This window comes from Micromonospora sp. NPDC047756 (genome assembly GCF_055587245.1).
Map to the genome: position 1 here is coordinate 262344 of NZ_JBVJGQ010000008.1, position 22446 is coordinate 284789.

Sequence of the window (22446 nt, forward strand, 5' to 3'; positions counted from 1 at the left end):
CGACGAGGATTGGCACCTAGGGTGGCACGCATGGCACTGCTTGGCAATCTGCGGCACCGGCCGGTTCGACGGTTGGTCCAGCTCTACCTCGGGCTCATCGTCTACGGCGTCAGCATGGCCCTGATGATCCGCTCCGGCCTGGGCCTCGACCCGTGGGACGTGTTCCACCAGGGGCTCTCCAAGCGGACCGGGCTCTCCTTCGGCACTGTCACCATCGCCGTCGGCGCGCTGGTCCTGCTGCTCTGGATCCCGCTGCGGCAGCGCCCCGGCCTCGGCACGGTCAGCAACGTCGTGGTGATCGGCCTGGTCGTGGACGCCACACTGGTCCTGTTGCCCGCGGGCGGCCCGCTCGGCGCCCGGATCGCGATGCTGGTCGGCGGGATCGTCGCCAACGGCGCCGCCACCGCTCTCTACCTCGGCGCCCGATTGGGCCCCGGCCCCCGCGACGGTCTGATGACCGGGTACGTGGCCCGCCGGCCCGGCCTCTCGATCCGACTGGTACGCACCGTCATCGAGGTCACCGTGCTGGCGCTGGGCTGGCTGCTCGGCGGCACCGTCGGCCTGGGGACCGTCGCGTACGCGCTGGCCATCGGTCCGTTGGCCCAGTTCTTCATTCCGCTGTTCGCCGTGCCGGAGGCCGCCGCACCGGACACTGCCGCGCCCCCGCCGGGCAACTCCGCGCCGGCCGCCCCGGCCGGCTGAACCTCACCGACCGTCCGCGAACCGGTACGTGGGGGTGGTACCGCGCACCGGTTCGTGGGTGGGTGTTCCCTTCCGCGACGCGCGCCGTCATCATCTGTGCATGGGGGAGAACGGTTGGCGCTGGAACGACGCCTGGATCTTCGTGTCGCTCGTCATCGCGAGCGGCGCCGGACGGCACCGTCGGTCGGCGACAAGCCGGCGGCCGGAGGGCGTCCGCCTGACCGACGTGCTCTCCACAGCCGACCACCTCAACCATGCGATTCCGCAGCGACACGAGGTGGAGGCCGCGGTCCAGCGGCTGGTCGGCGCCGGGCTGGTCAGCGTCGCCGACGGCTGGTTCCGGATCACCGCCGAGGGTGAGCAGCTGTGGCGTACCCGCCCGCGCGCGGGTGTGGCCACCACAGTGGACACCGTGCAGGGTGTGTTGACCCGCCGGCACGCGCCCGGCAACGCGGACTGGATCCTGGACGAGGCCGACCACGCGGCCGCCGTCCAGGAGTACGCGGTCCGTTCGATTCCCACCCCGCGTCGGTCACCGGAGGGGCACTCCGGCGAGCGCTGAGCCCTGTCGTCGCGATCCTCGACCCGGCGGGGGCGGCGGGAATCAGCGACGCCGGACCGGCGCAACGGGCAACGGCAGGACCAGCAGGTGCATGGGTGTGCCGTCGGGCATCGCTGAGCAGCCGACGTGCTGCCATCCCGCGCGCTGGTAGACGGCGCGGGCCGGTGCCGCCGGGTTGGACGCGAGGGTTGCCCACCGCTCGGACCGCCCGTCGAGGAGCCGACGGATGAGTTCCGCGCCGATACCCGCACCGCGCCGGTCCGGATGCACAATCCACTCCATCACCGCGAACTTGTCGGCGGCCCGTAGATCAGTAGAAGGCTCGTTGTCGGCGCGTGTCCACCAACGGCCGGCTGGCAACCTCCATCCGTACGCCGCACCCACCAGCACGCCTGCGTCCTCGGCAACGACAAGAATGAACCCGTCGCGTCGCGTCTCGTCGGGCAAACCATTGGCGAAGCCGGCCACCTGCTCCGGTCCCTCCGAGTACGGTGGCTCGGCGTAGACGACCGCGTACAGACTCACCAGCGCCGAAAACACCGCCTCGGCCGATTCGGCGGTGTGCACGCTGTACGTCACCGGCATGGCGGATGAGCCTAAGCCCGAACCCGGTCGGCGAGATCCGCGAACGCCGGCCTTGACCGCTCGGCCGGGGGTACGGCAGCCGTGACCTGGGCGGCCACCGACCGCAGCAGGTGGTTGTGGAGGCGGACTGGCAGCGCGTCGAGAGTGTCGGCAGCGTGCCGCAACCCGTCGGGAATGTGCCCACCCCGAACGAGCCGGGCAGCCTGATGCAGTTGCACCTGCGCACGTAACCGCGCCTGCGATGCTGGGTACAGGTCGAGGGCCCGCTCCTGCGCGGCCTCCGCGTCGACCAGACGGCCAGCGTGCGTGTACACCCACGATTCGGTGTGGTGCAGCCGATGCTCCGGCCACCCCCACAACGACTCCACGTCGCTCGCGATCGCGGCTGGTAGCTGCTGGGCCAGGTCGGCGAGTTGCCGCACCGTCGCCACCGCCTCCGTGTGCCGCCCAGCCAACGACAGGGCTTGGGCGCGGCCGGCGAGCAACCCGCACGCCGCCGACGTGGCTTCTCGGCCCAGCAGAGGCAACGCCTTGTCCGAAAGGGCGACGATCACCGACGGTCGGCGTCCGTCGTAGCAGCCGTTGACCACATCCCATGCCCGCACCAACATTCGAGTGTCGCTGTCCGCGGATTCGCCGGCAATGCGATGGGCGGTCTGCCACCAGCGGCGACCCATCACGTTCTGCCCCGACGCGACAAGGCTCAACGCGACGATGACGGATAGGCGCGCGGCAGCTCGCAGAAGACCAGGTCGGTGCCGACCAGTGTCGGCTGCGACCTGGTGTTGCAGCACGGTTAGGTCGGCTCTCAGCTGGGCCATCAGCGTGGGACGCGCTTGCCGGTAGTAGCTGTGGCCGTACTCGGCCGCGATCTGCTCCCACTCGTCATGGTCGGGCGTCACCGCGTCGCCGAGGCCGTGGCGAAGGGCTTCGAACCCTGCCAGAGGTGCGACGGCGGGGGCGGCGGCCAAGGTGGTCATGGCCCGCAGCATGGTGCGTCTGTGCATGTCGGTGGCACCGGCACGGTCGGTCCGGTATGCCTCGACAAGCGCGCCGTCAGCGTCCAGGGCCCGATCGCAGGCCACGGCCAGCGCAGCGGTGGGACGGCGTCCACCACGCTCCACCTGAGCAATGTGGCTGTACTGGAAGTGGATGAGCGACCCGAGCTGCCGCAGAGACAGCCCGGCGCTCTCGCGGTGCCGTCTGAGTAGCTGCCCGAAGGTGTCCATCTCCGACCTCCAGCGTGTGCAGGAGCGTGTGCACACCGCGCACACCTGCCATAGGCCCAGCTTATCGGCCACGCTCGACGTATCAGTTCATCTGGCGCAGCAGCTTCCCACGGGATCGGCGGGATCTGTGTCTGCCATTTCGGTGATGTCCACCCCTCGCCCTCGGAGCCGAACATGACCGACAACCTTCAGGTGCCTGCGGGCACCCCGCTGCACCTGCTGGCGTGGGAGATCAGCCCGAACCCGACCAACCGCGACGAGCTGGTGTGGGCGGTGGTGGTGGACCCCCAGCATGTCGACGGGATGGTGCGGTTGCGTGGGCACACGTGCGCTGGCCCCGTACCGGATTGTGCTGGGGGGTGGTGCTTCGAGGCGCAGGTGTCCGTCGCGGCCATCCAGGCGAACACGGATGGAGCCCGGTGAGTGCGCCCAGCCCGGAGCAGCTGGCTCGATGGTGGCGGGTTCTGGACGAGCATGAGCAGCGAAAGGGGCGATGCCCGATCTGCGGCACATGCGCCCGGTGCTGGGCATGGGCGGGAGCGTTCGCGGATCTGATCGCGCACGACGCGTACCACCTGGGCCCGGCGCGGACGGTGGCCCGCCTGACTAGCGCACCGGGTGGCCGTCGAGGCGCAGCGCGTCCTTGACCTCGGCGACGGTCAGCTCGCCGAAGTGGAAGACGCTGGCGGCGAGCACCGCGTCCGCGCCGGCGCCGATCGCCGGCGGAAAGTGGGCCACCTCGCCGGCGCCCCCGCTGGCCACCACCGGCACGTCCACCACGGCGCGCACCGCCGCGATCAGCTCCAGATCGAAGCCGGCCTTGGTGCCGTCGGCGTCCATCGAGTTGAGCAGGATCTCCCCCGCGCCCAACTCGGCGCCCCGGTGCGCCCACCAGACGGCGTCGATGCCGGTGCCGCGCCGACCCCCGTGGGTGGTGACCTCGAAGCCGCTGGGCGTGCCGCCGTTCGGCGAGCGCCGCACGTCGAGGGAGAGCACGAGCACCTGCCGGCCGAACCGGTCGGCGATCTCGGCGATCAGCTCCGGACGGGCGATGGCGGCGGTGTTCACGCCGACCTTGTCGGCACCGGCGCGCAGCAGCGTGTCCACGTCGGCGACCTGCCGGACCCCGCCGCCGACGGTCAGCGGGATGAACACCGACTCGGCGGTGCGGCGCACCACGTCGAGCATGGTGCCCCGGTCGCTGGAGGACGCCGTGACGTCGAGGAAGGTCAACTCGTCCGCGCCGGCCCGGTCGTACGCGGCGGCCAGCTCCACCGGGTCGCCGGCGTCCCGCAGGTCCAGGAAGTTGACCCCCTTGACCACCCGCCCGGCGTCCACGTCCAGACAGGGGATCACCCGTACCGCCACCGTCATGCCGCGAGCCTATCCTCCGCACGCGCGACGGCGGTCGACCCGCTCGGGTCGACCGCCGTACACGAGTGCTGCGTCACACCTTGACGAGCATCTTGCCGAGGTTGTCGCCGCGCAGCAGGCCGAGGAACGCGGCCGGGGCGTTCTCGATGCCGTCCACGATCGTCTCGTCGTAGGACAGCGTGCCGTCGCGCAGCCAACCCGAGACGTCGCGCACGAACGCCGCCCGCACGTCGTTGTGGTCGTTGACCAGGAAGCCACGCAGGGTCAGCCGCTTGCCGATGACCATCGCCAGGTTGCGCGGCGCGGCCGGCGGCTCGGTGGCGTTGTACTGCGCGATCATGCCGCAGATGGCGGCCCGACCGTGCAGGTTCATGGCCGAGATCGCGGCCTCCAGGTGGTCACCGCCGACGTTGTCGAAGTAGACGTCGACGCCGTCCGGGGCGGCCTCACGCAGCGACTCGCGGACCCCGTCGTGGTAGTCGAAGGCGGCGTCGAAGCCCAGCGCCCGCAGCCGTTCGACCTTGGCCGGCGAGCCGGCGCTGCCGATCACCCGGCCGGCGCCCTTGAGCTTGGCGATCTGGCCGACCAGGCTGCCCACCGCGCCGGCCGCGGCGGAGACGAAGACCGTCTCGCCGGGCTTCATCGCGGCCACCTCCAGCAGACCGGCGTACGCGGTCAACCCGGTCATCCCGAGCACGCTCAGGTAGGCGCTGACCGGGGCGATGCTCGGGTCGACGGGGCGGGCCGCGGCGGCGTCGAGCAGCGCGTACTCCCGCCAGCCCAGCCCGTGCAGGACTGTGGTCCCGACGGCGACGTCCGCCGACTCGCTGGCCACCACCTCACCGATCGCGGCACCGTCGAGCGGCGCGTCGAGCGCGAACGGCGGCACGTACGACTTGACGTCGTTCATCCGTCCGCGCATGTACGGGTCGACGGACATGTACTGGTTGCGGACCACGATCTGGCCCGGGCCGGGCGTCGGCACCTCGGTCTCGACGAGCCGGAAGGTGTCGTCGGTGGGCCAGCCCTGGGGGCGGCTGGCCAGGTGGATCTCACGGTTGCTGGTCATGGGGTGGTCGTCCTCTCGTCCGCGGGTGGGGGCCTGGGGCCGCGAGGTCACGCGGACAGGGTCTCGCGGACGGTGAGGGTGACGTCGACGTTGCCACGGGTGGCGTTGGAGTACGGGCAGACCTGGTGGGCCTGCTCGACGATCTGCTCGGCGACCTCGCGGGGCGCGGCGGGCAGGTCGACGACGAGCTGCACGGTGAGCCCGAAGCCGCCGCTGCCGTTCGGGCCGATGCCCACCTCGGCGGCGACCACGGAGCCGGTCACGTCGGCCTTGGCCCGGCGCGCCACCAGCCGCAGCGCGCTGTGGAAGCAGGCCGCGTAACCGGCGGCGAAGAGCTGCTCGGGGTTGGCCGCGCCGCCCGCGCCCCCCATCTCCTTCGGCACTGCCAGGTCGAGTGCGAACGTGCCGTCGGAGGTCTCGACGTGGCCGTCCCGGCCGTCGCCGGTGGCGGTCGCGGACGCGGTGTAGACAACCTGCATGGTGGTCACTGCTCCTTCTGTCGGTGGATGGTGTCGGTGACCCGGGTGAGGGTGTCGCGCAGCGCGACGAGTTCGCCGAAGCCCAGCCCGGTGGCCTGCGCGATGCGCAGCGGGACATCGCCGACCCGCTCGCGCAGCGCCCGGCCCTGCTCGGTGAGGCCCACCTCGACCCGCCGCTCGTCGAGGGCGGACCGCCGTCGCACCACCAGGCCCGCCCCTTCCAGCCGCTTGAGCAGCGGGGAGAGCGTGCCGGAGTCCAGGCGCAGCTCGGTGCCCAACTCGGACACCGTCGGGGCGTCGTCGGGGCGCTCCCAGAGCACCAGCAGCGCCAGGTACTGCGGGTAGGTCAACCCGACCTCGTCGAGGATCGGCCGGTAGACGTCGGTCAGTGCGCGCGACGCGGCGTAGAGCGCGAAGCACACCTGCCGGCGCAGCACCAGGTCATCCGTCACCACCGAACCGTAGCCCACAATTAAGTTGTGCACAACTTATCGGACTACGGGACCCCTCAGGTGCCGCCAGGGCGATCACCTCAACGATCGCCGAGGTACGCCTCCAACTCCACCTCGACCAGGTGCTCCGGGTCCAGCAGAGCGGCCACCACCACCAGGGTCGCCACCGGCCGGACCGCGCCGAAGACCGCGTTGTGCGCCAGACCCACCTCGTCGGCGTGCAGCCGGTCCGTCACGTACATCCGGGTCCGGACCACGTCCCCCGGCTCCGCACCCACCTCGGCGAGCGCCGCCAGCCCGATCCGCAGCGCCTGCGCCATCTGTGCGGCCGGGTCACCGACGTGCACCACCCGGCCGTCCACAGTTGCCGTGCACCCGGCCGTCCACGCCCACTCACCGGCCCGGACCACCCGGGAGTACCCGTAGCGCTGCTCCCACGGGCCGCCCGACCCCAGTCGGGTCGTCGTCACGCCTCGGCCAGCGTCCGCAGCGCCTCGGCCACCGTGAAGGCGCCCGCGTAGAGCGCCTTGCCGGCGATCACACCCTCCACCCCGGCCGACTCCAGGGTCGCCAACGCCCGCAGGTCGTCCAGCGTGGACACCCCGCCCGAGGCGATCACCGGCCGGTCCGTACGGGCACACACCTCGCGCAGCAGATCCAGGTTCGGCCCGCGCATCGTGCCGTCCTTGGTGATGTCGGTGACCACGTACCGACTCGCGCCCGCCTTGTCCAGCCGCTCCAGCACCTCGTACAGGTCACCGCCGTCGCGGGTCCACCCCCGCGCCGACAGGGTGTTGCCCCGCACGTCCAGCCCGATGGCCACCCGGTCGCCGTACTCCGCGACCACCCGGTCACACCAGACCGGGTCCTCCAGGGCGGCGGTGCCGATGTTCACCCGGGCCGCCCCGGTGCCCAGCGCCGCGCGCAGCGACTCGTCGTCACGGATGCCCCCGGAGAGCTCCACCTTCACGTCCAACTGGCGCACCACCTCCGCCAGCAGGTGCGCGTTGGTGCCCCGACCGAAGGCCGCGTCCAGGTCGACCAGGTGGATCCACTCCGCGCCGTCCTGCTGCCAGGCCAGCGCCGCGTCCAACGGGTCGCCGTAGATGCTCTCGCTTCCGACGGCGCCCTGCACGAGCCGGACGGCCCGGCCGTCAGCGACATCCACCGCGGGTAACAGGGTGAGGCTCAAGGTCTTCTCCTCGATCAGGTACGACGGTCCAGGGCGATCACCACGATCGCCGGCAGTACGAGCAGCAAGAGCGCGATCAGCGCGATACGCAACGCCAGGTTGTCGACAAACGTCCAGATCAGCAGCAACGCCGCGCCGGTGAGCAGCACGATCGCGGCCCGCTCACCCCGAGTGTGCCGGGCCAGCCGCCCGGAGCGACCCCGCCGCAGCCGCGGCGTCAGACTGCGGACCACCGCGCGACGCCGTTGCCGGCGGGCGACCTGACGCTGCCGGACCGCCCGTTCCCGGGCCTGCTCCGCCTCCCGCTCGGCCCGTCGGCGGGCGCGCTCCCGGCTCACCGCGACGCCCCTCGCCCGGGCACCGCGCGACGGCGCTCAGTCACCGCTGGGCAACGTGGCGAGCCAGTTGCGCAACAGCGCGGCACCGGTGTCGGCGGACTTCTCCGGGTGGAACTGGGCCGCCGACAACGAGCCCCGCTCCACCGCCGCGACGAAATCCGTGTCGTGGTGGGCGGTGGTCACCGCGGCACCGGCGGCGGCCAACGCCGCCGGGTCGCCCATCGCGTACGAGTGGACGAAGTAGAACCGGCTCTGCTCCGTCAACCCGGCGAACAGCACCGACTCCCGCGGAGCCCGGACCGTGTTCCAGCCCATGTGCGGCAACCGGGTGGCGGCCAACCGGGTCACCCCGCCGGGCAGCAGCCCCAGCCCCTTGGTCACCACGCCGTGCTCGTCACCGTGCTCGAAGAGCACCTGCATGCCCACGCAGATTCCGAGCACCGGCCGGCCGGCGGCCACCCGTTCGGCGATCACCGGGCCGGCGCCCAGCGCCTCGATCCCCGCCATGCACGCCGCGTACGCGCCCACACCGGGCACCACCAGACCGTCGGCGGCAGCCGCCGCGGCCAGGTCGGAAGTCACCCGGACGTCCGCTCCGGCGGCGGCCAGCGCCCGCTCCGCCGAACGCAGGTTGCCCGAGCCGTAGTCGAGCACCACCACGTCACTCATGTCGTCACCCCGATCACCCGTTCTCCGGCAGCAGCCGCAGCACCCCGGCGACGGTGGCGAGCACCGCGAGCGCCGCGGTGATCAGCACGGCGGCCTTGGGCGCGCCCTGCCGGTAGAGCGACCAGGTGCCGCCCACCAGCACCCCGGCCAGGATCAGCAGCAACGTCGGCAACGCGGCACCCATCAGAGCCGCCCTTCATTCACGACTGCGGGGCTCCGCCGCGCTGCGCTCCTCGCGCTCATCAGAGCGCACCCTTCGTGCTCGGAATCGCTCCGGCGGAACGCGGGTCGATCGAGGTGGCCTCGCGCAACGCGCGGGAGACCGCCTTGAACTGCGCCTCCACCACGTGGTGCGCGTCCGGGTGACCACCCGGCCGGGCCGCCCGCAGCACGTCGACGTGCAGCGTGACCCGGGCCGCCTGGCCGAAGGACTCCCAGATGTGCCGCGTCATGCTGGTCGCGTACACCGGCCCGATGTACGGGGCGAGCACCGGCTCGTCGTGCACCACGTACGGCCGACCGGAGAGGTCCACAGCGGCCCGGACCAGCACCTCGTCCATCGGCACCGTCGCCGAGCCGTACCGTCGGATGCCGGCCTTGTCGCCCAGCGCCTGGTCGAACGCCGAACCCAGCGCCAGCGCGGTGTCCTCGATCGTGTGGTGCGCGTCGATCTCCAGGTCACCCACCGTGCGCACGGTCAGGTCGAAGCCGCCGTGCCGGGCGATCTGGTGCAGCATGTGGTCGTAGAAGCCGACGCCGGTGCTGATCTCGGCGGCACCGGTGCCATCGAGATCGATCTCGACGAGGACCTTGGTCTCCTTGGTGATCCGTTCCACCCGGGCGGTCCGACTCATTGCGAAGTCTCCATTGCAGAAAGGAAGGCGTCGGTCTCGGCGGCGGTGCCGGCGGTCACCCGCAGCCAGCCGGGCAGGCCGACGTCACGGACCAGCACCCCCTGCGCCAGCAGGGCGTTCCAGACGATGGTCTGGTCGCCGCCCACCTCGAAGAGCACGAAGTTGGCGTCGCTGTCGGCGACCCGCAACCCCCGCTCGCGCAGCGTCGCCACGATCCGGTCCCGCTGCGCCATGATCGCGCTCACCGTACCGAGAAGGGCATCGCGGTGCGCCACCGCCGCGCGTGCGGCGGCCTGGGTGAGCGCGGAGAGATGGTACGGCAGACGGACGAGCTGCACCGCCCGCACCACCGCCGGGTCGGCGGCCAGGTAACCCAGCCGGCCACCGGCGAAGCCGAACGCCTTGCTCATCGTCCGGGTGACCACCAGCCGCGGGTGGCCGGGCAGCACCGCGAGGGCGCTGACCGTCCCGGGCCGGGCGAACTCGGCGTACGCCTCGTCCACGACGACCATGCCGGGCGCGACGTCGAGCACCGCGGCGATCACCGCCGGGTCCAGCGCCGTGCCGGTGGGGTTGTTCGGCGAGCAGAGGAAGACCACGTCCGGCCGGTGCTCCCGGACCTGCGCGACCGCCTCCTCGGCGGTCAACCCGAAGTCGACGCCGCGCGCGGCGGGCACCCACCGGGTGCCGGTGCCGAGGGCCAGCAGCGGGTGCATCGAGTACGCCGGCACGAAGCCGAGCGCGGTGCGCCCCGGCCCGCCGAACGCCTGGAGCAGCTGCTGCTGGATCTCGTTGGAGCCGTTGGCCGCCCACACCTGCTCGACGGTGAGCCCGTGCCCGAGATAGTCGGCCAGGTCGGCGCGGAGCGCCACCGCGTCCCGGTCCGGGTAACGGTTCAGCTCGCGCAGCTCGGCCGCGAGCGCCTTGCCGATCGCCTCGACCACCGGCTCGGGGACCGGGTGGGAATTCTCGTTGGTGTTGAGCCGCACCGGCACGTCCAACTGCGGCGCCCCGTACGGCGACAGCCCTCGCAGGTCGTCGCGGATCGGAAGGTCGTCCAGACTGGTCACGCCGGCCCTCCCGGGAAACGCGCCTGGACCGCCTGGCCGTGCGCGGGCAGGTCCTCCACGGTGGCCAGGGTGACCACGTGCGGGGCCACGTCACGCAGCGCGGCCTCGGTGTATTCGATCAGGTGCACACCGCGCAGGAACGACTGCACGGACAGGCCGGAGGAGTGCCGGGCGCAACCGCCGGTGGGCAGCACGTGGTTGGAGCCGGCGCAGTAGTCGCCGAGCGACACCGGCGACCAGGCGCCCACGAAGATCGCCCCGGCGTTGCGGACCCGCAGCGCCCACTCCCGGGCGTCGACCGTCTGGATCTCCAGGTGCTCGGCCGCGTACGCGTCGACCACCCGCAGCCCAGCCTCAAGGTCGTCGACCAGGACCACGCCGCTCTGCTCACCGGTCAACGCCGTGGTGACCCGCTCGGTGTGCTTGGTCGCCGGCACCTGCCGGGCCAGCTCCGCCTCGACCGCCTCGACCAGCGCCACCGACGGGGTGATCAGCACGCTCGCGGCGAGCGGGTCGTGCTCGGCCTGACTGATCAGGTCGGCGGCCACGTGCGCCGGGTCGGCGGTGTCGTCGGCCAGGATGGCGATCTCGGTCGGCCCGGCCTCGGCGTCGATGCCGACCACGCCGCGCAGCAGTCGCTTGGCGGCGGTCACCCAGATGTTGCCGGGGCCGGTGATCAGGTCGACCGGGTCGCACCGCAGCTCGCCCAGCGGGTCGACCGCCGCGCCGTAGGCCAGCATCGCCACCGCCTGGGCACCGCCCACGGCGTACACCTCGTCGACGCCGAGCAGCGCGCACGCGGCGAGCACCCGGGCGTCGGGCAGGCCGCCGTTGTCCTTCTGCGGCGGGCTGACCACCACCAGCGAGCGCACCCCGGCCGCCTGGGCGGGCACCACGTTCATCACCACCGTCGACGGGTACATCGCCAGGCCACCGGGCACGTAGAGGCCGACCCGGTCGACCGGCAGCCACCTCTCGGTGACAGTGCCGCCGGGCACCACCTGGGTGACGTGGTCGGTGCGCCGCTGGTCGGCGTGCACCCGGCGGGCTCGGGCGATGGACTCCAGCAGCGCGGCACGCACCGCCGGGTCGAGCACCCCCTCCGCCTCGGTGATCGCCTCGACCGGCACCCGCAGCACCTCCGGGGAGATGCCGTCGAACCGCTCGCTGGCTTCCCGGATCGCCGGGTACCCATGCTCACGGACCGCCTCCACCAGCGGACGGATGCGCTCGACGGCGACGGACACGTCGAGCTGGGCACGGGGCAGCAGGCGGCGCGGGTCACCGAGACCGTCGCGCAGGTCGATCCGATTCAGCACCCTTGCGAGTCTAGGCGGCCGGTCCGACGCCCACCCGAGCCGCCCGTACGCCGGGACGGTGAGCCGGGCCACGCCGCCACGGGTGAGATTGGTTAGGCTCGACCATGTGACCGCACGGCTGCCGGTGTTCCCGCTCGCAACGGTGCTCTTCCCCGGGTTGGTGCTGCCGCTGCACATCTTCGAGGAGCGCTACCGGGCGCTGGTCCGACACCTGGTCGGCCTGCCCGACGGTGCTCCGCGCGAGTTCGGCGTGGTGGCCATCCAGTCCGGCTGGGAGGTCGCGCCCGCCGGTCCCGCCGGCGCGCCGGCCGCCCCGGGCGTCGGCCAAGTGACGCTGCACGAGGTGGGCTGCACCGCCGAGCTGCGCCAGGTGACCGAGTTGACCGACGGTGGTTACGACATCGTCACTGTCGGTCGGCGTCGTTTCCGGATCGCCGAGGTCGACGACAGCGCCGAGCCCTACCTGACCGCCGACGTCGAGTGGCTGCCCGACCAGGGCGGCCCGGACGAGGTGGCCGACCTGCTGGCCGCCCGGGTGATCGCGGTGTTCCGGCAGTACCTCGGCCTGATCCGCTCCGACCCGGAAGAGATCTCCGAGCAGTTGCCGGAGGACCCGACCGTGCTCTCGCACCTGGTGGCGGCGACCGCGGCGCTCACCGTCGACGACCGGCAACGGCTGCTGGCGATCGACGACACCGCCTCCCGGCTCCGCGCCGAGCTGCGGTTGCTCAACCGCGAGGCGGCTCTGCTGCGTCAGGTGCGGGCGGTTCCGGTGCCGCTGTCGGAGCTGGCGTCCCCGCCGGCACCCAACTGAACTCCCCCGGCTCGGGTTCGGGGCGCAGCCCCGGCCACCGCGACCAGCCGGCGAGCAGGGTGTACATGACCGCGGCCCCGAACGCCGGCAGCAGCAGGTTGCCGTGCGGCACCGGCAGCACGCCGAGCAGCCAGTCCACCCCACCGGCGCGCAGGTCGGCGGGTTTGCTGAACGCCTGCCCGGCCGGAGCGGTCGCCAGCAGCCGTTCGAAGGTGGCCAGACCGATCCGCCGGCCCACCTGCCAGGCCACCGGCGCGGCGACCAGGGTGCCGAGCACCGCGGCCAGCAACCCGACCGGGCCGCGCCGCCGTCGCAGCACGAACCACAGAGCGAGCGCCACGAGCAGCCCGAAGGCGAGCCCGAGCAGGCTGAACCAGCCGTCGGCGGCGATCGGCTGCTCCGGTTGCGGCTCGGCGTAGATCGCCCCCTCGGCGGTCTTGAGCACCGGAGTGTCCGGGGCGAGCGCGGCCCAGAGCAGCCCGAGCGGAACACCCAGCGCGGCGAGCGCGAGCACGACGCCCAGCACCGTCGCCAGGGCACGCAGCGGACGACGCGGTTCGTCGAACCGCAGCTCCAGCGAGCTCAGGTACGCCGCCGAGGCCAGCGGTTGACCCGGACCGAACTCGCCCGGCGCCGTCCCGGCCGACGGGTCGACCTGCGGCGGTTGCGCGTCCGGCGTACGGGGTGGCGTGGGTTGGTCGGGCTCGTCGACGGGCCGCTCACGGTCGGGGTTGTCCGGGCTCACCCGATGATCCTCTCAGGCCCGGTGCCCGGCCGGGGCTCCGGTGGCGGCAGAGCAGCTCACCGGGCGAACGGCTCCACCATCATCGCCGCGGCCCGCAGCCACGCCTGCCGGGTCTCCGGCTGGAGCTGGTGGTACTCGATCGACGACCCGGTCTCCAGCGCCGGGTCGTACGGTACGACGGCCACGCCCCTGGTACGGGTGGCGAAGTGCCGTTCCAGGTCGTCCTGGAGCGTCGAGCGACCCGGGGTCGGGCAGGAGATGAGAGTGATCGCGTTGTCCGCCAACTCGCCCATGCCCTCCTCGTGCAGCAGGTCGAGCATCCAGTCCGCGCTGAACGCCGCGTCCTCCCGGGGCACCGTGGTCACCACCAGTTGGTCGGCGGCCTGCATCACGGTGCGCCAGTTGGGGCTCTCCACGTTGTTGCCGGTGTCGACGCAGACCACGTCGTGGGTGCGCCGCAGCAGCTCCAGCACCCGCCGGACGGTGAACTGGTCCAGTCGCTGGGCGAAGCGCGGGCTCTCCTCGCCGGCCAGCACGTCGTACGAGCCGTCGGAGGCGTGCCGCAGGTAGTCGTCCAGCCGGTCCAGCAGGGTCGCGCCCTCCAGGATCTCGATCTGGGCGAGGTCGCTGATCAGGTGCCGGATCGTCCGGGCGTGCCGGGCGCTGCCGGCGCGCAGACCGAGGGTGCCGCGCAGCTCGTTGTCGTCCCAGGCCAGCACGCCCTTGCCGCGGACGCTGCCGACCGTCGCCGCGGCGAGCACGGTGGCGGTCGTCTTGTGCACTCCGCCCTTGGGGTTGGCGAAGGCGAAGACCCGGGGTGTGCCGAGGTCCCGTTGGAGCACCCCGTTGGCGCGCTCCTGCTCTTGGTCCACGGCCGGTGGACGCCATTCGACCCGGGCCGGGTAGGCACGTTCGGCGACCGCCGAGCCGACCGCCGGGGCGGGTGGTGGCGGGACGGGCACGGCAACCGGCGGCGCGGCGACCGGCGGTGGCGGGGCGGCCGGGTAGCCGGTCTCCGGCTGGTAGCCGGTCTCCAGCAGGGCGTACCGCGATTCCGCCGGCGGGTCGCCCGGTCGGTAGCCGTTGTCCAGCAACGCGTAGCGCGACGGGACCGGGTCGGGGCCGCGGGCCGGCGGCTCGGGCTCGGCCGGGTACGCCGGCTCGGCCCGGTAGTCCGGCTCGGCCCGGTACGCCGGCTCGGCCCGGTAGGGCGGGTCCGCCCGGTAGTCCGGCTCGGCCCGGTAGCCGGGCGTCGCGCGGTAGTCCGGCTCAGCGCGGTAGCCGGGCGTCGCGCGGTAGTCCGGCTCAGCCCGGTAGCCGGGCTCGGCGCGGTAGTCCGGCTGCTCGGTCCGGTACGCCGGTTCCGCTCGATAGTCCGGCTCGGCCCGATAACCCGGCTCGGTCCGGTACGCGGGCTCGGCCCGGTAATCCGGCTCGGCCCGGTACGCGGGGTCGACCCGGTAGGTCGCCTCGGCCCGGTAAGCAGGCTCCGCGCCGTACGACAGGTCGGCCGGATGCCCGATGGCGGGTGCCCGCCCGGCGTAGCCGTTGGGGGCCGCACGCCGTGGCAGCGGGTCCGGCGGCGGTTCCTCGCCACGCCGATCCGGCTCGGTCTGCTCCGCGCCGCGACCGCCCAGCCGGGCACGGTCCAACAGCGCGCGCCACCGCGGCGCTGGTTCGGCCGGCCGGCCCCAGCCGGTCTCACTGCCCTCCACGGCCCGCCCTCCCAGCGCCATCGATCTCTGTCTGACAGGCTACGAACCCAACCCTATTCGGACCACACCTCAGAGCGCACACCAGCCGGCGCAGATCACGACGACGGCGATGGCGGCAAGGGCTCGCTGAGGGTGGCGTCCGGCGAGGTGGTGACACTCGGCGGCGTCGACTCGGTGGGCTCCGGCGTCGACGGTTCGGGTGACGGAATCGTCACGACTGGTGCGGGTTCCGACGATTCGCCCACGGAGGCCGACGGCGCCGGCGCGCTGACCATCGGCGCCGGCCGCTCGGACCGGGTCGGCACCGGGCTCGGCCCCGTGTCGGCCGGCGGGCGCACCACGTCACGCTGCTCCGGCAGGGGTGGCGTGAAAACCGTCCGGTCCAGCCGGTACACCTCGGGGGCGGGGTCGACCGCCCGTACGTCCGGCCGGGCCGCCACACCGCGCAGCGCCACCGGCGTCGCGCGCACCACCGCCGCGTAGACGCAGGCGCAGCCGGTGCGGTAAGCGGCCGCCTCGGCGGCGGCCACCTCGGCGCCGCTGACGTACTGCTCCCGCAACTCCCGCTGGCCAACCCCGTCGCCGTCGACGGCGGCGGCCCTGGCCCGGTAGTCGGCCGCCTCGGTCTCCTTGCGGGCCGCCACCTGTTCCATCCCGGCGACCACGTCGTCGGGCACCCGCAGCGCGGGGATCTTGACGATCTCGGTCTGCCGGCCGGGCAGCGGAACCCGCCCGAAGACGGTGGAGACCCCCACGTCGCCAAGCACCGTCGCCAGCCGCTGCGGAGGCAGGTACACGTCGAGCGTGACCAGCGCGTACGTCCCGCCCTCGGCGGCCGCAGCGGACGCGGGCAGCGCCGCCAGGTCGGCCGCGGCGGAGCGCAGGTAGCCGGGGACGGAGTCGCCGTCGGCAACGCCGACCCGGGTCACCTCGCCGACAGTCCGGTCGCCGACCGGGCTGTCGTCGACGGCCCAGACGGCGGTGCCCAACACCGCCGCCGCGGAGAGCACCGCGGCCCAACTGAGCACGCCGGAGCGCGCCGACCGGTCGCCCAGCCGGGCCACCGCCCGGGTCAGCGGCGGCAGCAACCGCTGGTCCAGCTGCCGCAGCAGGTTGCCGGCGCGCACGGGCGGGATCCCCTCTGTGAAACGGTGTCGGGCGGTCGCCGCTCAGTCACGCAGGATCTGAAGCGCACGGTCCAGATCGTCAGGGTAGTCGCTGACGAACCGGACCTCGTCCCCCGTTCGGGGATGCAAAAAGCTCAGTTCGCGGGCGTGCAGCCACTGTCGGGCCAGGCCGAGACGGGCCGACAGGGTGGGATCGGCGCCGTAGGTGAGGTCACCCACACAGGGGTGCCGCAGGGTGGAGAAGTGCACCCGGATCTGGTGGGTCCGGCCGGTCTCCAGCCGGACGTCGACCAGACTCGCCGCCGGGAACGCCTCCAGGGTGTCGTAGTGGGTGATGCTCGGCTTGCCGCCGGACACCACAGCCCAGCGGTAGTCGTGGGTGGGGTGCCGGTCGATCGGCGCGTCGACGGTGCCCCGCAGCGGGTCCAGATGACCCTGCACCACCGCGTGGTAGCCCTTGTCGACCTCGCGGTACTTGAAGGCCCGCTTCAACGCCGTGTACGCCTGCTCGCTCTTGGCCACCACCATGATCCCGGTGGTGCCCACGTCGAGCCGGTGCACCACGCCCTGGCGTTCGGCGGCGCCGCTGGTGGAGATGCGGTGCCCGATCGCGGCGAGCGCGCCGATCACCGTCGGCCCGGTCCACCCGGGGCTCGGGTGCGCGGCCACCCCGACCGGCTTGTCGACCACGACGATGTCGTCGTCGGCGTAGACGACCCGCAGGCCGGGCACCGCCTGCGGCACCACCGTCGGCGGTGCGACCGGGGCGGGCAGCGTGACATCCAGCCAGGAGCCGGCCTTGACCTTGTGCGAGTTGGGCCGGGCGGAGCCGTCGACCAGCGCGTCCCCGGCGTCGACCAGGGCGGCGGCGGCGGTGCGGGAGAGCCCGAACAGGCGGGACACGGCCTGGTCCAGGCGCATGCCGTCGAGGCCGTCCGGGACCGGAAGGGAACGGTGGTCGCCGCCAGCGGCGAATGCCGAGGTCATGCCCGCTCCCGCTGCTCGGTGCCCGGCGCGGCGTCCGTCGTGGCCGGGTCGCCGTCGCGCCCCGCCCGCCGGCCGTCACGCTGGCGGCCGGTCAGCTCCAACAGGACGGCCAGCAGCACGCCGCAGACCAGCGAGCTGTCCGCCAGGTTGAACACCGGCCAGACCTGACCGTACGGGTCGAAGAGGCTGATCATGTCGACCACGTGCCCGTGGAACGGGGACGGCGCCCGGAAGATCCGGTCGACGAGGTTGCCCAACGCGCCGCCGAGCACCAGGCCGAGCGACACCGCCCAGGGCAGCGAGCGCAGCCGCAGCGCCATCCACACGATCCAGCCGACCACACCGATGGTGATCAGTGGGAAGACCCAGGTGTGGTCCGCGCCGATGCTCCAGGCCGCACCGCTGTTGCGGGTCAGGCTCAGGTAGACGAACCCGCCGAGCAGCCGGACCGGCTCCCGGTCGGTCAGCGCGGCCAGCGCGAGGTGCTTGGTGACCAGGTCGGCCAGCAGGGCCACCAGGGCGACCCCGGCGAGAATCGCGACGGCCCGGGGCCGGCGGGTTCCGCCGCCCGGATCGGTGCGGCCGGGTTCGGCGGACGGTACTGCGGTCATGCGCTCCCCATCGACAGTCTCGGCGGTGATCACTCACCGTCTCATCGCCGCCGGGGAACGGACCTCAGCGCCGCTCCTCCAGCTGCTTGCACGTCACACACAGGGTGGCCGACGGGAAGGCGGCGAGGCGCTCGACCGGGATCGGGTTGCCGCACCGCTCGCACCAGCCGTAACCACCCTCGTCGAGGCGCTCCAGAGCGCGCTCCACCTGCGTGATCCGTTCCAGAATGCTGTTGGCGAGAGAGATCTCCTGCTCCCGCTCGAGCGTCTTGGTGCCCGTGTCGGCCTGGTCGTCCCCGGCCGAGTCGGTCAGCCGATCGCGCTGCAGCTCGGTGATCTCACTCAGCGTCTGATCGTACTCGGCACGAAGGTCGTCCCGCCGCGCCGCCAGCGCCGCCCGGATCTTCTCGGTCTCCGCCGTGCTGCGGGTGGCCTTCGCCACCGGCTTGCGCCCGGCGGTCCTGGTGTCGGATGGCTTCGCCATGGGTCGCTCCCTCGGCCGGGGAACCGCGCGGGCCGCGGCGCCTGGTCAGGGGGCGCCGACAAAGGCGTCCCCTATGGACGAAAAGGGGCGCACGGCGACGATGGCCGCGCACTCCCGAGGTTGGCAAGAATACGGAACGTACAGGCGTCCGACAACGTGCCGCACCGCCGCACCGTCTAACAGCCCCTAGCCATGCCTAACTGGGGCAAAGGGAACGCTAGCAGATCAATTGGGCGCCTCATCGCCGTACTCACCAAACCATCGGGCCAGCCGACCCCGCCGACTGACCGCCCGCAGCCGCCGTTCCGCCGCGTCCCGCACCCCGGCGGTCGCCACGATCAGCAGACTGTCGCCGGTCTTCAACCGGGTGTCCGGGGCCGGCACGAAGCCCACGCCGTCGCGCAGCACCAGGGTCACCGACGCGCCCAGCGGAAGGCGCAGCTCGTCGACGTGCACGCCGGCCAGTCGTGAGCCCGGTGGCACCTCCACCTGGAGCAGGTCCGCCCGCATCCGCTCCAGCGGCGCGGTCTCCACGTGGATCTCGGCGGCCTCAGCCGGCGCGGTCACCCGCAGCCGGCGGGCGAACGGCCCCAACGTCCCGGTCTGCACCAGCGTGAAGATCACCACCAGCACGAAGACCACGTCGAAGAGCCGCTCCGCGCCGGGCACCCGCTCGGAGAGCGGAATGGTGGCCAGCACGATCGGCACCGCCCCGCGCAGCCCGGCCCAGGACAGGAACGCCTGCTCCCGAAGCCCGACCCGGAACGGCAACGCCGAGACGGCCACCGACAACGGCCGGGCCAGGAGCACCAGAGCCAGCCCGGCGACCACCGCGGGCAGCACCGCCGCGTCCAGCCGGCCCGGCGAGGCCAGCAACCCGAGCAGCACGAACAACCCGATCTGGGCGAGCCAGGCCAACCCGTCCGCGAAACCGAGAATCGCCTGCCGGTGCGACAGGCGGGCATTGCCCAGCAGCACCCCGGCCACATAGACGGCGAGGAAGCCCGAGGCGTGCAGGACGGCCCCGGCGGCGTACGCCAGCACCGTGATGCCCACCGCGGCGATCGGGTAGAGCCCGGCCGAGGGCAGCGCGGCCCGGCGCAGCGCCCACGTGCCGGCGACGCCGGCGGCGACGCCCACCGCCGCGCCGACGCCCAGCTCGTAACAGACCAGCGCGACCTCGTACCACCACGGGTGTGCGAAACCCCGGTGGGACAGCAGCACCACCAGCAGCACCACCGGGGCGTCGTTCATCCCCGACTCGGCCTCCAGGGTCGCCACCAGCCGGGGCGGCAACCGCAGTCGGCGCAGAGTGGCGAAGACGGCCGCCGCGTCGGTGGACGAGAGCACCGCGCCGTAGAGCAGAGCCAACCGCCAGTCCAGCCCCAGCAGCAGGTGCACGGCCACGCCGACCACCACGATGCTGACGACCACGCCGACAGTGGACAGCGCGGAGGCCAGCCCCAGCACCGGGCGCAGCGTGGTCCACCGGGCGGTGAGCCCGCCCTCCGCGATGATCACGATCAGCGCGCAGAAGCCGAGGGTCCGGGTCAGCTCGACGTCGTCGAAACGGATGCCCAACCCGCCCTCGCCGATCGCCACACCCAGAGCCAGGTAGACCAGGAGGCTGGGCACACCGAGCCGGGTGGAGAGTCGCACCGCGCCGACAGCGACCAGCAGCACCGCCGCACCGAGCAGCAGCGCGATGTCCAACCCGGGCGTCACGGCTGCCTTGCCTGGGCTGTCCTCACTCGGCGGATCCGTCACGCAGACGGCGCAGCACCTCGGGCAGGTCCGGGCCGGGCCGATCGACGAGGAAGAGCTTGTCCCGGCTGGCCGCGCCGGCACGCAGCGACACGAGGGCCGGCCGGACGCCCAACGCGCCGGCCAACGCCCGCCGGGCGGCCTCGGTGGCCCGCCCGTCGACGGCCGGGTCGTGGACCGCAATCACGAGGGCAGGCCCGTGCGGGCCGTCGAAGCGGCCACCCACCCGGTCCCGGGAGGCGCCGGGCTTCACCCGTACCGCCACTGTGAGCGTGTCCTGCGCGGGCACCGGCGCCGCTTCAGATCGGACGGGCGTCGGCGAGGAGAGCGGTCGCCGGCGCGCAGTGCGCGCACGGGGTGAAGCCGAGGTCCACCGCCTCGGCGACCGGCAACGTCTCGGGCTGCCAGCCGATCAGGTGGGGGCAGCCGTCCAGGTGGTAACGGGGGCGGCCGTCGACGACCTCGACAGCGTCGAGCAGTCGGGCCACCCGGGCCGCCTCGGCGGGCGTGATCTGCTGGGCGGCCGGCTCGTCGGCCGCGACCGCCGGGTCGAACACGTCGCCGGTCGACTCCGTGAGGGGCGACGCCGGGCTGACCGGCCGGGCCCGCGCGGGCGTCTCGTCCGCCGCACTCGCCATCGGCGACGCGTCGTCGACACGCGGCGGGTCGACCGGCGGCACCTCATCGACCGGCGGCACATGGTCGACCGGCGGCTCGGGTGGTTGCCGCCACCCGGCGCCGCCGGTACCAAACGTCGTGGGCACGTGCTGAACCGGCACCTCCGGCTCGACCAGCGGCGGCCCGTACGCGACACCCGGTGTGGCCTGGCTGGCCGTGCGGGGCGCGTCGGGGTGTCGCCGGTCGGTCCGGCCGGGATCCGCCATGGCGCGGTTGGCAGCTGCCTGGCGGGCCCCCACCACCAACGCCACGGCGGCCAGCAGACTGGCCGCGATGGAGATGACCAACAAGAAGCTGGAGCCACCGGCCAGGCCGAGCACCAGTAGCACCACCGCGACGAGGATGAGCAGGAGACTTGCGACTATCACGGCTCACCCCCGCCGCGTCGAACCGTCCAGGCCGGGCCGGCGACCGTCACCATTGGCGGACAGCGATCGCCGGCCGGTGCTCAGCGTCCGGCTTCGAGGGCGCCGGAGCGCCCGCCGCCGCCGTACGAACCAGCGAGGCCCGCTGCGGCCAGCCCGTTGCCGCCAGTGACCCGGCCAGCTTCGGAGCGGGTCATCTCGGCTTCGAGGCCCTGGCCACGACCGTCGAGGTCACGCAGCTGGCTCTCCAGGTACGCCTTGAGCCGGGTGCGGTACTCGCGCTCGAACTGCTTGAGCTCCTCGATGTGCTTCTGCAGCGCCGTGCGCTTGGCGTCCAGGCCGCCCATGGCCTCCTGGTGCCGCTGGCGGGCGTCCCGCTCAAGGGCGTCAGCCTTGGCGCGCGCCTCCCGGGTCACCTCCTCGGCCTTGCCGCGAGCCTCGGACAACAGCTGGTCGGCCTCGCGGCGAGCGTCGGACACGTGGTCGTCGGCGGTGCGCTGGGCCATCATCAGCACGCGCAGGGCCTGCTGCTCGCCGTCACCGGTGACGCCGCCGGCCGGGCCGCCGGTCGCGCGGACCTGCTCCAGCTCGGCCTGCATCGCGCGGGCAGCTTGCTCGGCCGCCGACTTGTCGCGCTGCACCCGGTCCAGTTGGGCCTTGACATCGTTGAGCTCCGCCGCCAGTCGGGCGTCGCCGCCGGGGCCGGCGGGGGCACCGCCACGGCCGCCGCGCTCCACCTGGGCGCGCAGCTCGTTGTTCTCCTCGATGAGACGGGCGAGCTCGCGCTCGACCTCATCGAGGAAGGCGTCGACCTCCTCCTCGTCATACCCCCGTTTGCCGATCGGCGGCTTTTTGAAGGCGACGTTGTGGACGTCGGCCGGGGTCAGCGGCATCGAAACTCCTCGGGTCAGTTGCGGCCGCGAAAGCGCGTCGGTCATCAGGCAGATGCCCTGATCGACGGCCCTAACACGAACTCCATCAGCACGAACAGGATAACCAGGAGCACAAGGGAGGCCAGGTCGATGCTCACGGTACCAATTCGCAGCGGAGGGATCACACGCCTCAACGCGTTGAGAGGGGGATCAGTGACGCTCCACACGGATTCCAATCCTGCCGATGCTCCACGCCCCGGTTGCCAGCGACGGCCGTACTGCAGGACGGCGCTCAACACGAACCGGGACAGAAGAACTAGCAGGAAGACATAAAGGATCAGGTACAGCACTTGCAGTAAGATCGACAACACGGTCAGCGACGTCCCTCGG

29 protein-coding genes are annotated in these 22446 nt (G+C 72.9%); 4 read left to right on the forward strand and 25 right to left on the reverse strand.

Annotated elements, in window-relative coordinates; all coding sequences use genetic code 11:
- Positions 1-30 precede the first annotated feature (30 nt).
- Positions 31-702 carry a membrane protein YczE gene (gene yczE, locus ACZ6NZ_RS26830; RefSeq protein ID WP_366608747.1) on the forward strand — a complete coding sequence of 224 codons (672 nt, stop codon included), beginning with the start codon at positions 31-33 and terminating at the stop codon, positions 700-702.
- 100 nt (positions 703-802) lie between these two features.
- On the forward strand, positions 803-1264 hold the full coding sequence (locus ACZ6NZ_RS26835; RefSeq protein WP_366608748.1) for a hypothetical protein: 462 nt from the start codon (positions 803-805) through the stop codon (positions 1262-1264).
- Positions 1265-1306: 42 nt separating this feature from the next.
- Here the strand turns inward: ACZ6NZ_RS26835 and ACZ6NZ_RS26840 are convergent, their stop codons facing one another.
- The gene (locus ACZ6NZ_RS26840; protein ID WP_465860815.1) at positions 1307-1849 is read right to left on the reverse strand and encodes a GNAT family N-acetyltransferase; all 543 of its coding nucleotides are present in this window, start codon (positions 1847-1849) and stop codon (positions 1307-1309) included.
- An 11-nt stretch (positions 1850-1860) separates the two neighbouring features.
- A complete protein-coding gene (locus tag ACZ6NZ_RS26845; RefSeq protein ID WP_465860816.1) occupies positions 1861-3078 on the reverse strand; it encodes a helix-turn-helix domain-containing protein in 1218 nt (405 codons plus the stop codon).
- Positions 3079-3252: 174 nt separating this feature from the next.
- Between ACZ6NZ_RS26845 and ACZ6NZ_RS26850 the strand changes: the two genes are divergently transcribed.
- Positions 3253-3501 (forward strand): hypothetical protein, encoded by a 249-nt coding sequence (locus tag ACZ6NZ_RS26850; protein WP_366608751.1) that lies wholly within the window; start codon positions 3253-3255, stop codon positions 3499-3501.
- Between the two features lie 183 nt (positions 3502-3684).
- On the opposite strand, the gene hisF is transcribed toward ACZ6NZ_RS26850, so the two are convergent.
- The 12 genes from hisF to hisD all read right to left on the reverse strand — a co-directional run bounded on the left by hisF (position 3685) and on the right by hisD (position 11894).
- On the reverse strand, positions 3685-4452 hold the full coding sequence (hisF, locus tag ACZ6NZ_RS26855) for an imidazole glycerol phosphate synthase subunit HisF (RefSeq protein ID WP_366608752.1): 768 nt from the start codon (positions 4450-4452) through the stop codon (positions 3685-3687).
- Positions 4453-4525: 73 nt separating this feature from the next.
- On the reverse strand, positions 4526-5521 hold the full coding sequence (locus ACZ6NZ_RS26860) for an NADP-dependent oxidoreductase (protein ID WP_465860817.1): 996 nt from the start codon (positions 5519-5521) through the stop codon (positions 4526-4528).
- 47 nt (positions 5522-5568) lie between these two features.
- On the reverse strand, positions 5569-6000 hold the full coding sequence (locus ACZ6NZ_RS26865; protein WP_465860907.1) for an organic hydroperoxide resistance protein: 432 nt from the start codon (positions 5998-6000) through the stop codon (positions 5569-5571).
- Between the two features lie 5 nt (positions 6001-6005).
- Positions 6006-6452, reverse strand: a complete 447-nt coding sequence (locus tag ACZ6NZ_RS26870) for a MarR family winged helix-turn-helix transcriptional regulator (protein WP_465860818.1) — start codon at positions 6450-6452, stop codon at positions 6006-6008.
- Positions 6453-6532: 80 nt separating this feature from the next.
- Positions 6533-6922: a RidA family protein gene (locus ACZ6NZ_RS26875; protein ID WP_465860819.1), complete on the reverse strand. Its 390-nt coding sequence runs from the start codon at positions 6920-6922 to the stop codon at positions 6533-6535.
- Positions 6919-7644: a bifunctional 1-(5-phosphoribosyl)-5-((5-phosphoribosylamino)methylideneamino)imidazole-4-carboxamide isomerase/phosphoribosylanthranilate isomerase PriA gene (gene priA, locus ACZ6NZ_RS26880; protein WP_357202526.1), complete on the reverse strand. Its 726-nt coding sequence runs from the start codon at positions 7642-7644 to the stop codon at positions 6919-6921. The genes ACZ6NZ_RS26875 and priA overlap by 4 nt, the downstream gene beginning before the upstream one ends.
- Positions 7645-7658: 14 nt before the next feature.
- Entirely contained in the window at positions 7659-7982 is a 324-nt protein-coding gene (locus ACZ6NZ_RS26885) for a hypothetical protein (protein ID WP_355007656.1), read from the reverse strand.
- A gap of 36 nt (positions 7983-8018) precedes the next feature.
- On the reverse strand, positions 8019-8651 hold the full coding sequence (hisH, locus tag ACZ6NZ_RS26890; protein ID WP_465860820.1) for an imidazole glycerol phosphate synthase subunit HisH: 633 nt from the start codon (positions 8649-8651) through the stop codon (positions 8019-8021).
- Positions 8652-8664: 13 nt separating this feature from the next.
- Positions 8665-8835: a hypothetical protein gene (locus ACZ6NZ_RS26895; RefSeq protein WP_167362522.1), complete on the reverse strand. Its 171-nt coding sequence runs from the start codon at positions 8833-8835 to the stop codon at positions 8665-8667.
- Between the two features lie 58 nt (positions 8836-8893).
- Positions 8894-9505, reverse strand: coding sequence for an imidazoleglycerol-phosphate dehydratase HisB (hisB, locus tag ACZ6NZ_RS26900; protein WP_465860821.1), 612 nt, complete (start codon positions 9503-9505; stop codon positions 8894-8896).
- The gene (locus ACZ6NZ_RS26905; RefSeq protein WP_465860822.1) at positions 9502-10575 is read right to left on the reverse strand and encodes a histidinol-phosphate transaminase; all 1074 of its coding nucleotides are present in this window, start codon (positions 10573-10575) and stop codon (positions 9502-9504) included. The genes hisB and ACZ6NZ_RS26905 overlap by 4 nt, the downstream gene beginning before the upstream one ends.
- Positions 10572-11894: a histidinol dehydrogenase gene (gene hisD / locus ACZ6NZ_RS26910; protein ID WP_465860823.1), complete on the reverse strand. Its 1323-nt coding sequence runs from the start codon at positions 11892-11894 to the stop codon at positions 10572-10574. The genes ACZ6NZ_RS26905 and hisD overlap by 4 nt, the downstream gene beginning before the upstream one ends.
- Before the next feature lie 106 nt (positions 11895-12000).
- On the opposite strand from hisD, the gene ACZ6NZ_RS26915 reads away from it, so the two are divergent.
- Positions 12001-12708: an LON peptidase substrate-binding domain-containing protein gene (locus ACZ6NZ_RS26915; protein WP_366608760.1), complete on the forward strand. Its 708-nt coding sequence runs from the start codon at positions 12001-12003 to the stop codon at positions 12706-12708.
- On the opposite strand, the gene ACZ6NZ_RS26920 is transcribed toward ACZ6NZ_RS26915, so the two are convergent.
- The 11 genes from ACZ6NZ_RS26920 to ACZ6NZ_RS26970 all read right to left on the reverse strand — a co-directional run bounded on the left by ACZ6NZ_RS26920 (position 12623) and on the right by ACZ6NZ_RS26970 (position 22427).
- Positions 12623-13453, reverse strand: coding sequence for a DUF2567 domain-containing protein (locus tag ACZ6NZ_RS26920; protein WP_465860824.1), 831 nt, complete (start codon positions 13451-13453; stop codon positions 12623-12625). The two genes, ACZ6NZ_RS26915 and ACZ6NZ_RS26920, sit on opposite strands and share 86 nt — an antisense overlap.
- A gap of 56 nt (positions 13454-13509) precedes the next feature.
- Positions 13510-15189 carry a MinD/ParA family ATP-binding protein gene (locus tag ACZ6NZ_RS26925; RefSeq protein ID WP_465860825.1) on the reverse strand — a complete coding sequence of 560 codons (1680 nt, stop codon included), beginning with the start codon at positions 15187-15189 and terminating at the stop codon, positions 13510-13512.
- Positions 15190-15263: 74 nt separating this feature from the next.
- Positions 15264-16295 (reverse strand): hypothetical protein, encoded by a 1032-nt coding sequence (locus tag ACZ6NZ_RS26930; protein ID WP_366608763.1) that lies wholly within the window; start codon positions 16293-16295, stop codon positions 15264-15266.
- Between the two features lie 42 nt (positions 16296-16337).
- Positions 16338-17282: an RluA family pseudouridine synthase gene (locus ACZ6NZ_RS26935; protein WP_091407730.1), complete on the reverse strand. Its 945-nt coding sequence runs from the start codon at positions 17280-17282 to the stop codon at positions 16338-16340.
- Positions 17279-17893: a signal peptidase II gene (gene lspA / locus ACZ6NZ_RS26940; protein WP_366608764.1), complete on the reverse strand. Its 615-nt coding sequence runs from the start codon at positions 17891-17893 to the stop codon at positions 17279-17281. The genes ACZ6NZ_RS26935 and lspA overlap by 4 nt, the downstream gene beginning before the upstream one ends.
- Before the next feature lie 64 nt (positions 17894-17957).
- Complete coding sequence (locus tag ACZ6NZ_RS26945; RefSeq protein ID WP_366608765.1) at positions 17958-18377, reverse strand: TraR/DksA family transcriptional regulator; 420 nt, start codon at positions 18375-18377, stop codon at positions 17958-17960.
- 225 nt (positions 18378-18602) lie between these two features.
- Positions 18603-20102, reverse strand: a complete 1500-nt coding sequence (locus ACZ6NZ_RS26950) for a potassium/proton antiporter (protein ID WP_465860908.1) — start codon at positions 20100-20102, stop codon at positions 18603-18605.
- Positions 20103-20124: 22 nt separating this feature from the next.
- Positions 20125-20430 (reverse strand): DUF167 domain-containing protein, encoded by a 306-nt coding sequence (locus tag ACZ6NZ_RS26955; protein ID WP_465860826.1) that lies wholly within the window; start codon positions 20428-20430, stop codon positions 20125-20127.
- Between the two features lie 10 nt (positions 20431-20440).
- Positions 20441-21142: a hypothetical protein gene (locus ACZ6NZ_RS26960; RefSeq protein WP_465860909.1), complete on the reverse strand. Its 702-nt coding sequence runs from the start codon at positions 21140-21142 to the stop codon at positions 20441-20443.
- A 125-nt stretch (positions 21143-21267) separates the two neighbouring features.
- Entirely contained in the window at positions 21268-22077 is an 810-nt protein-coding gene (locus ACZ6NZ_RS26965; RefSeq protein WP_465860910.1) for a DivIVA domain-containing protein, read from the reverse strand.
- 44 nt (positions 22078-22121) lie between these two features.
- Positions 22122-22427, reverse strand: coding sequence for a YggT family protein (locus ACZ6NZ_RS26970; protein ID WP_366608769.1), 306 nt, complete (start codon positions 22425-22427; stop codon positions 22122-22124).
- Between the last annotated feature and the right edge of the window lie 19 nt (positions 22428-22446).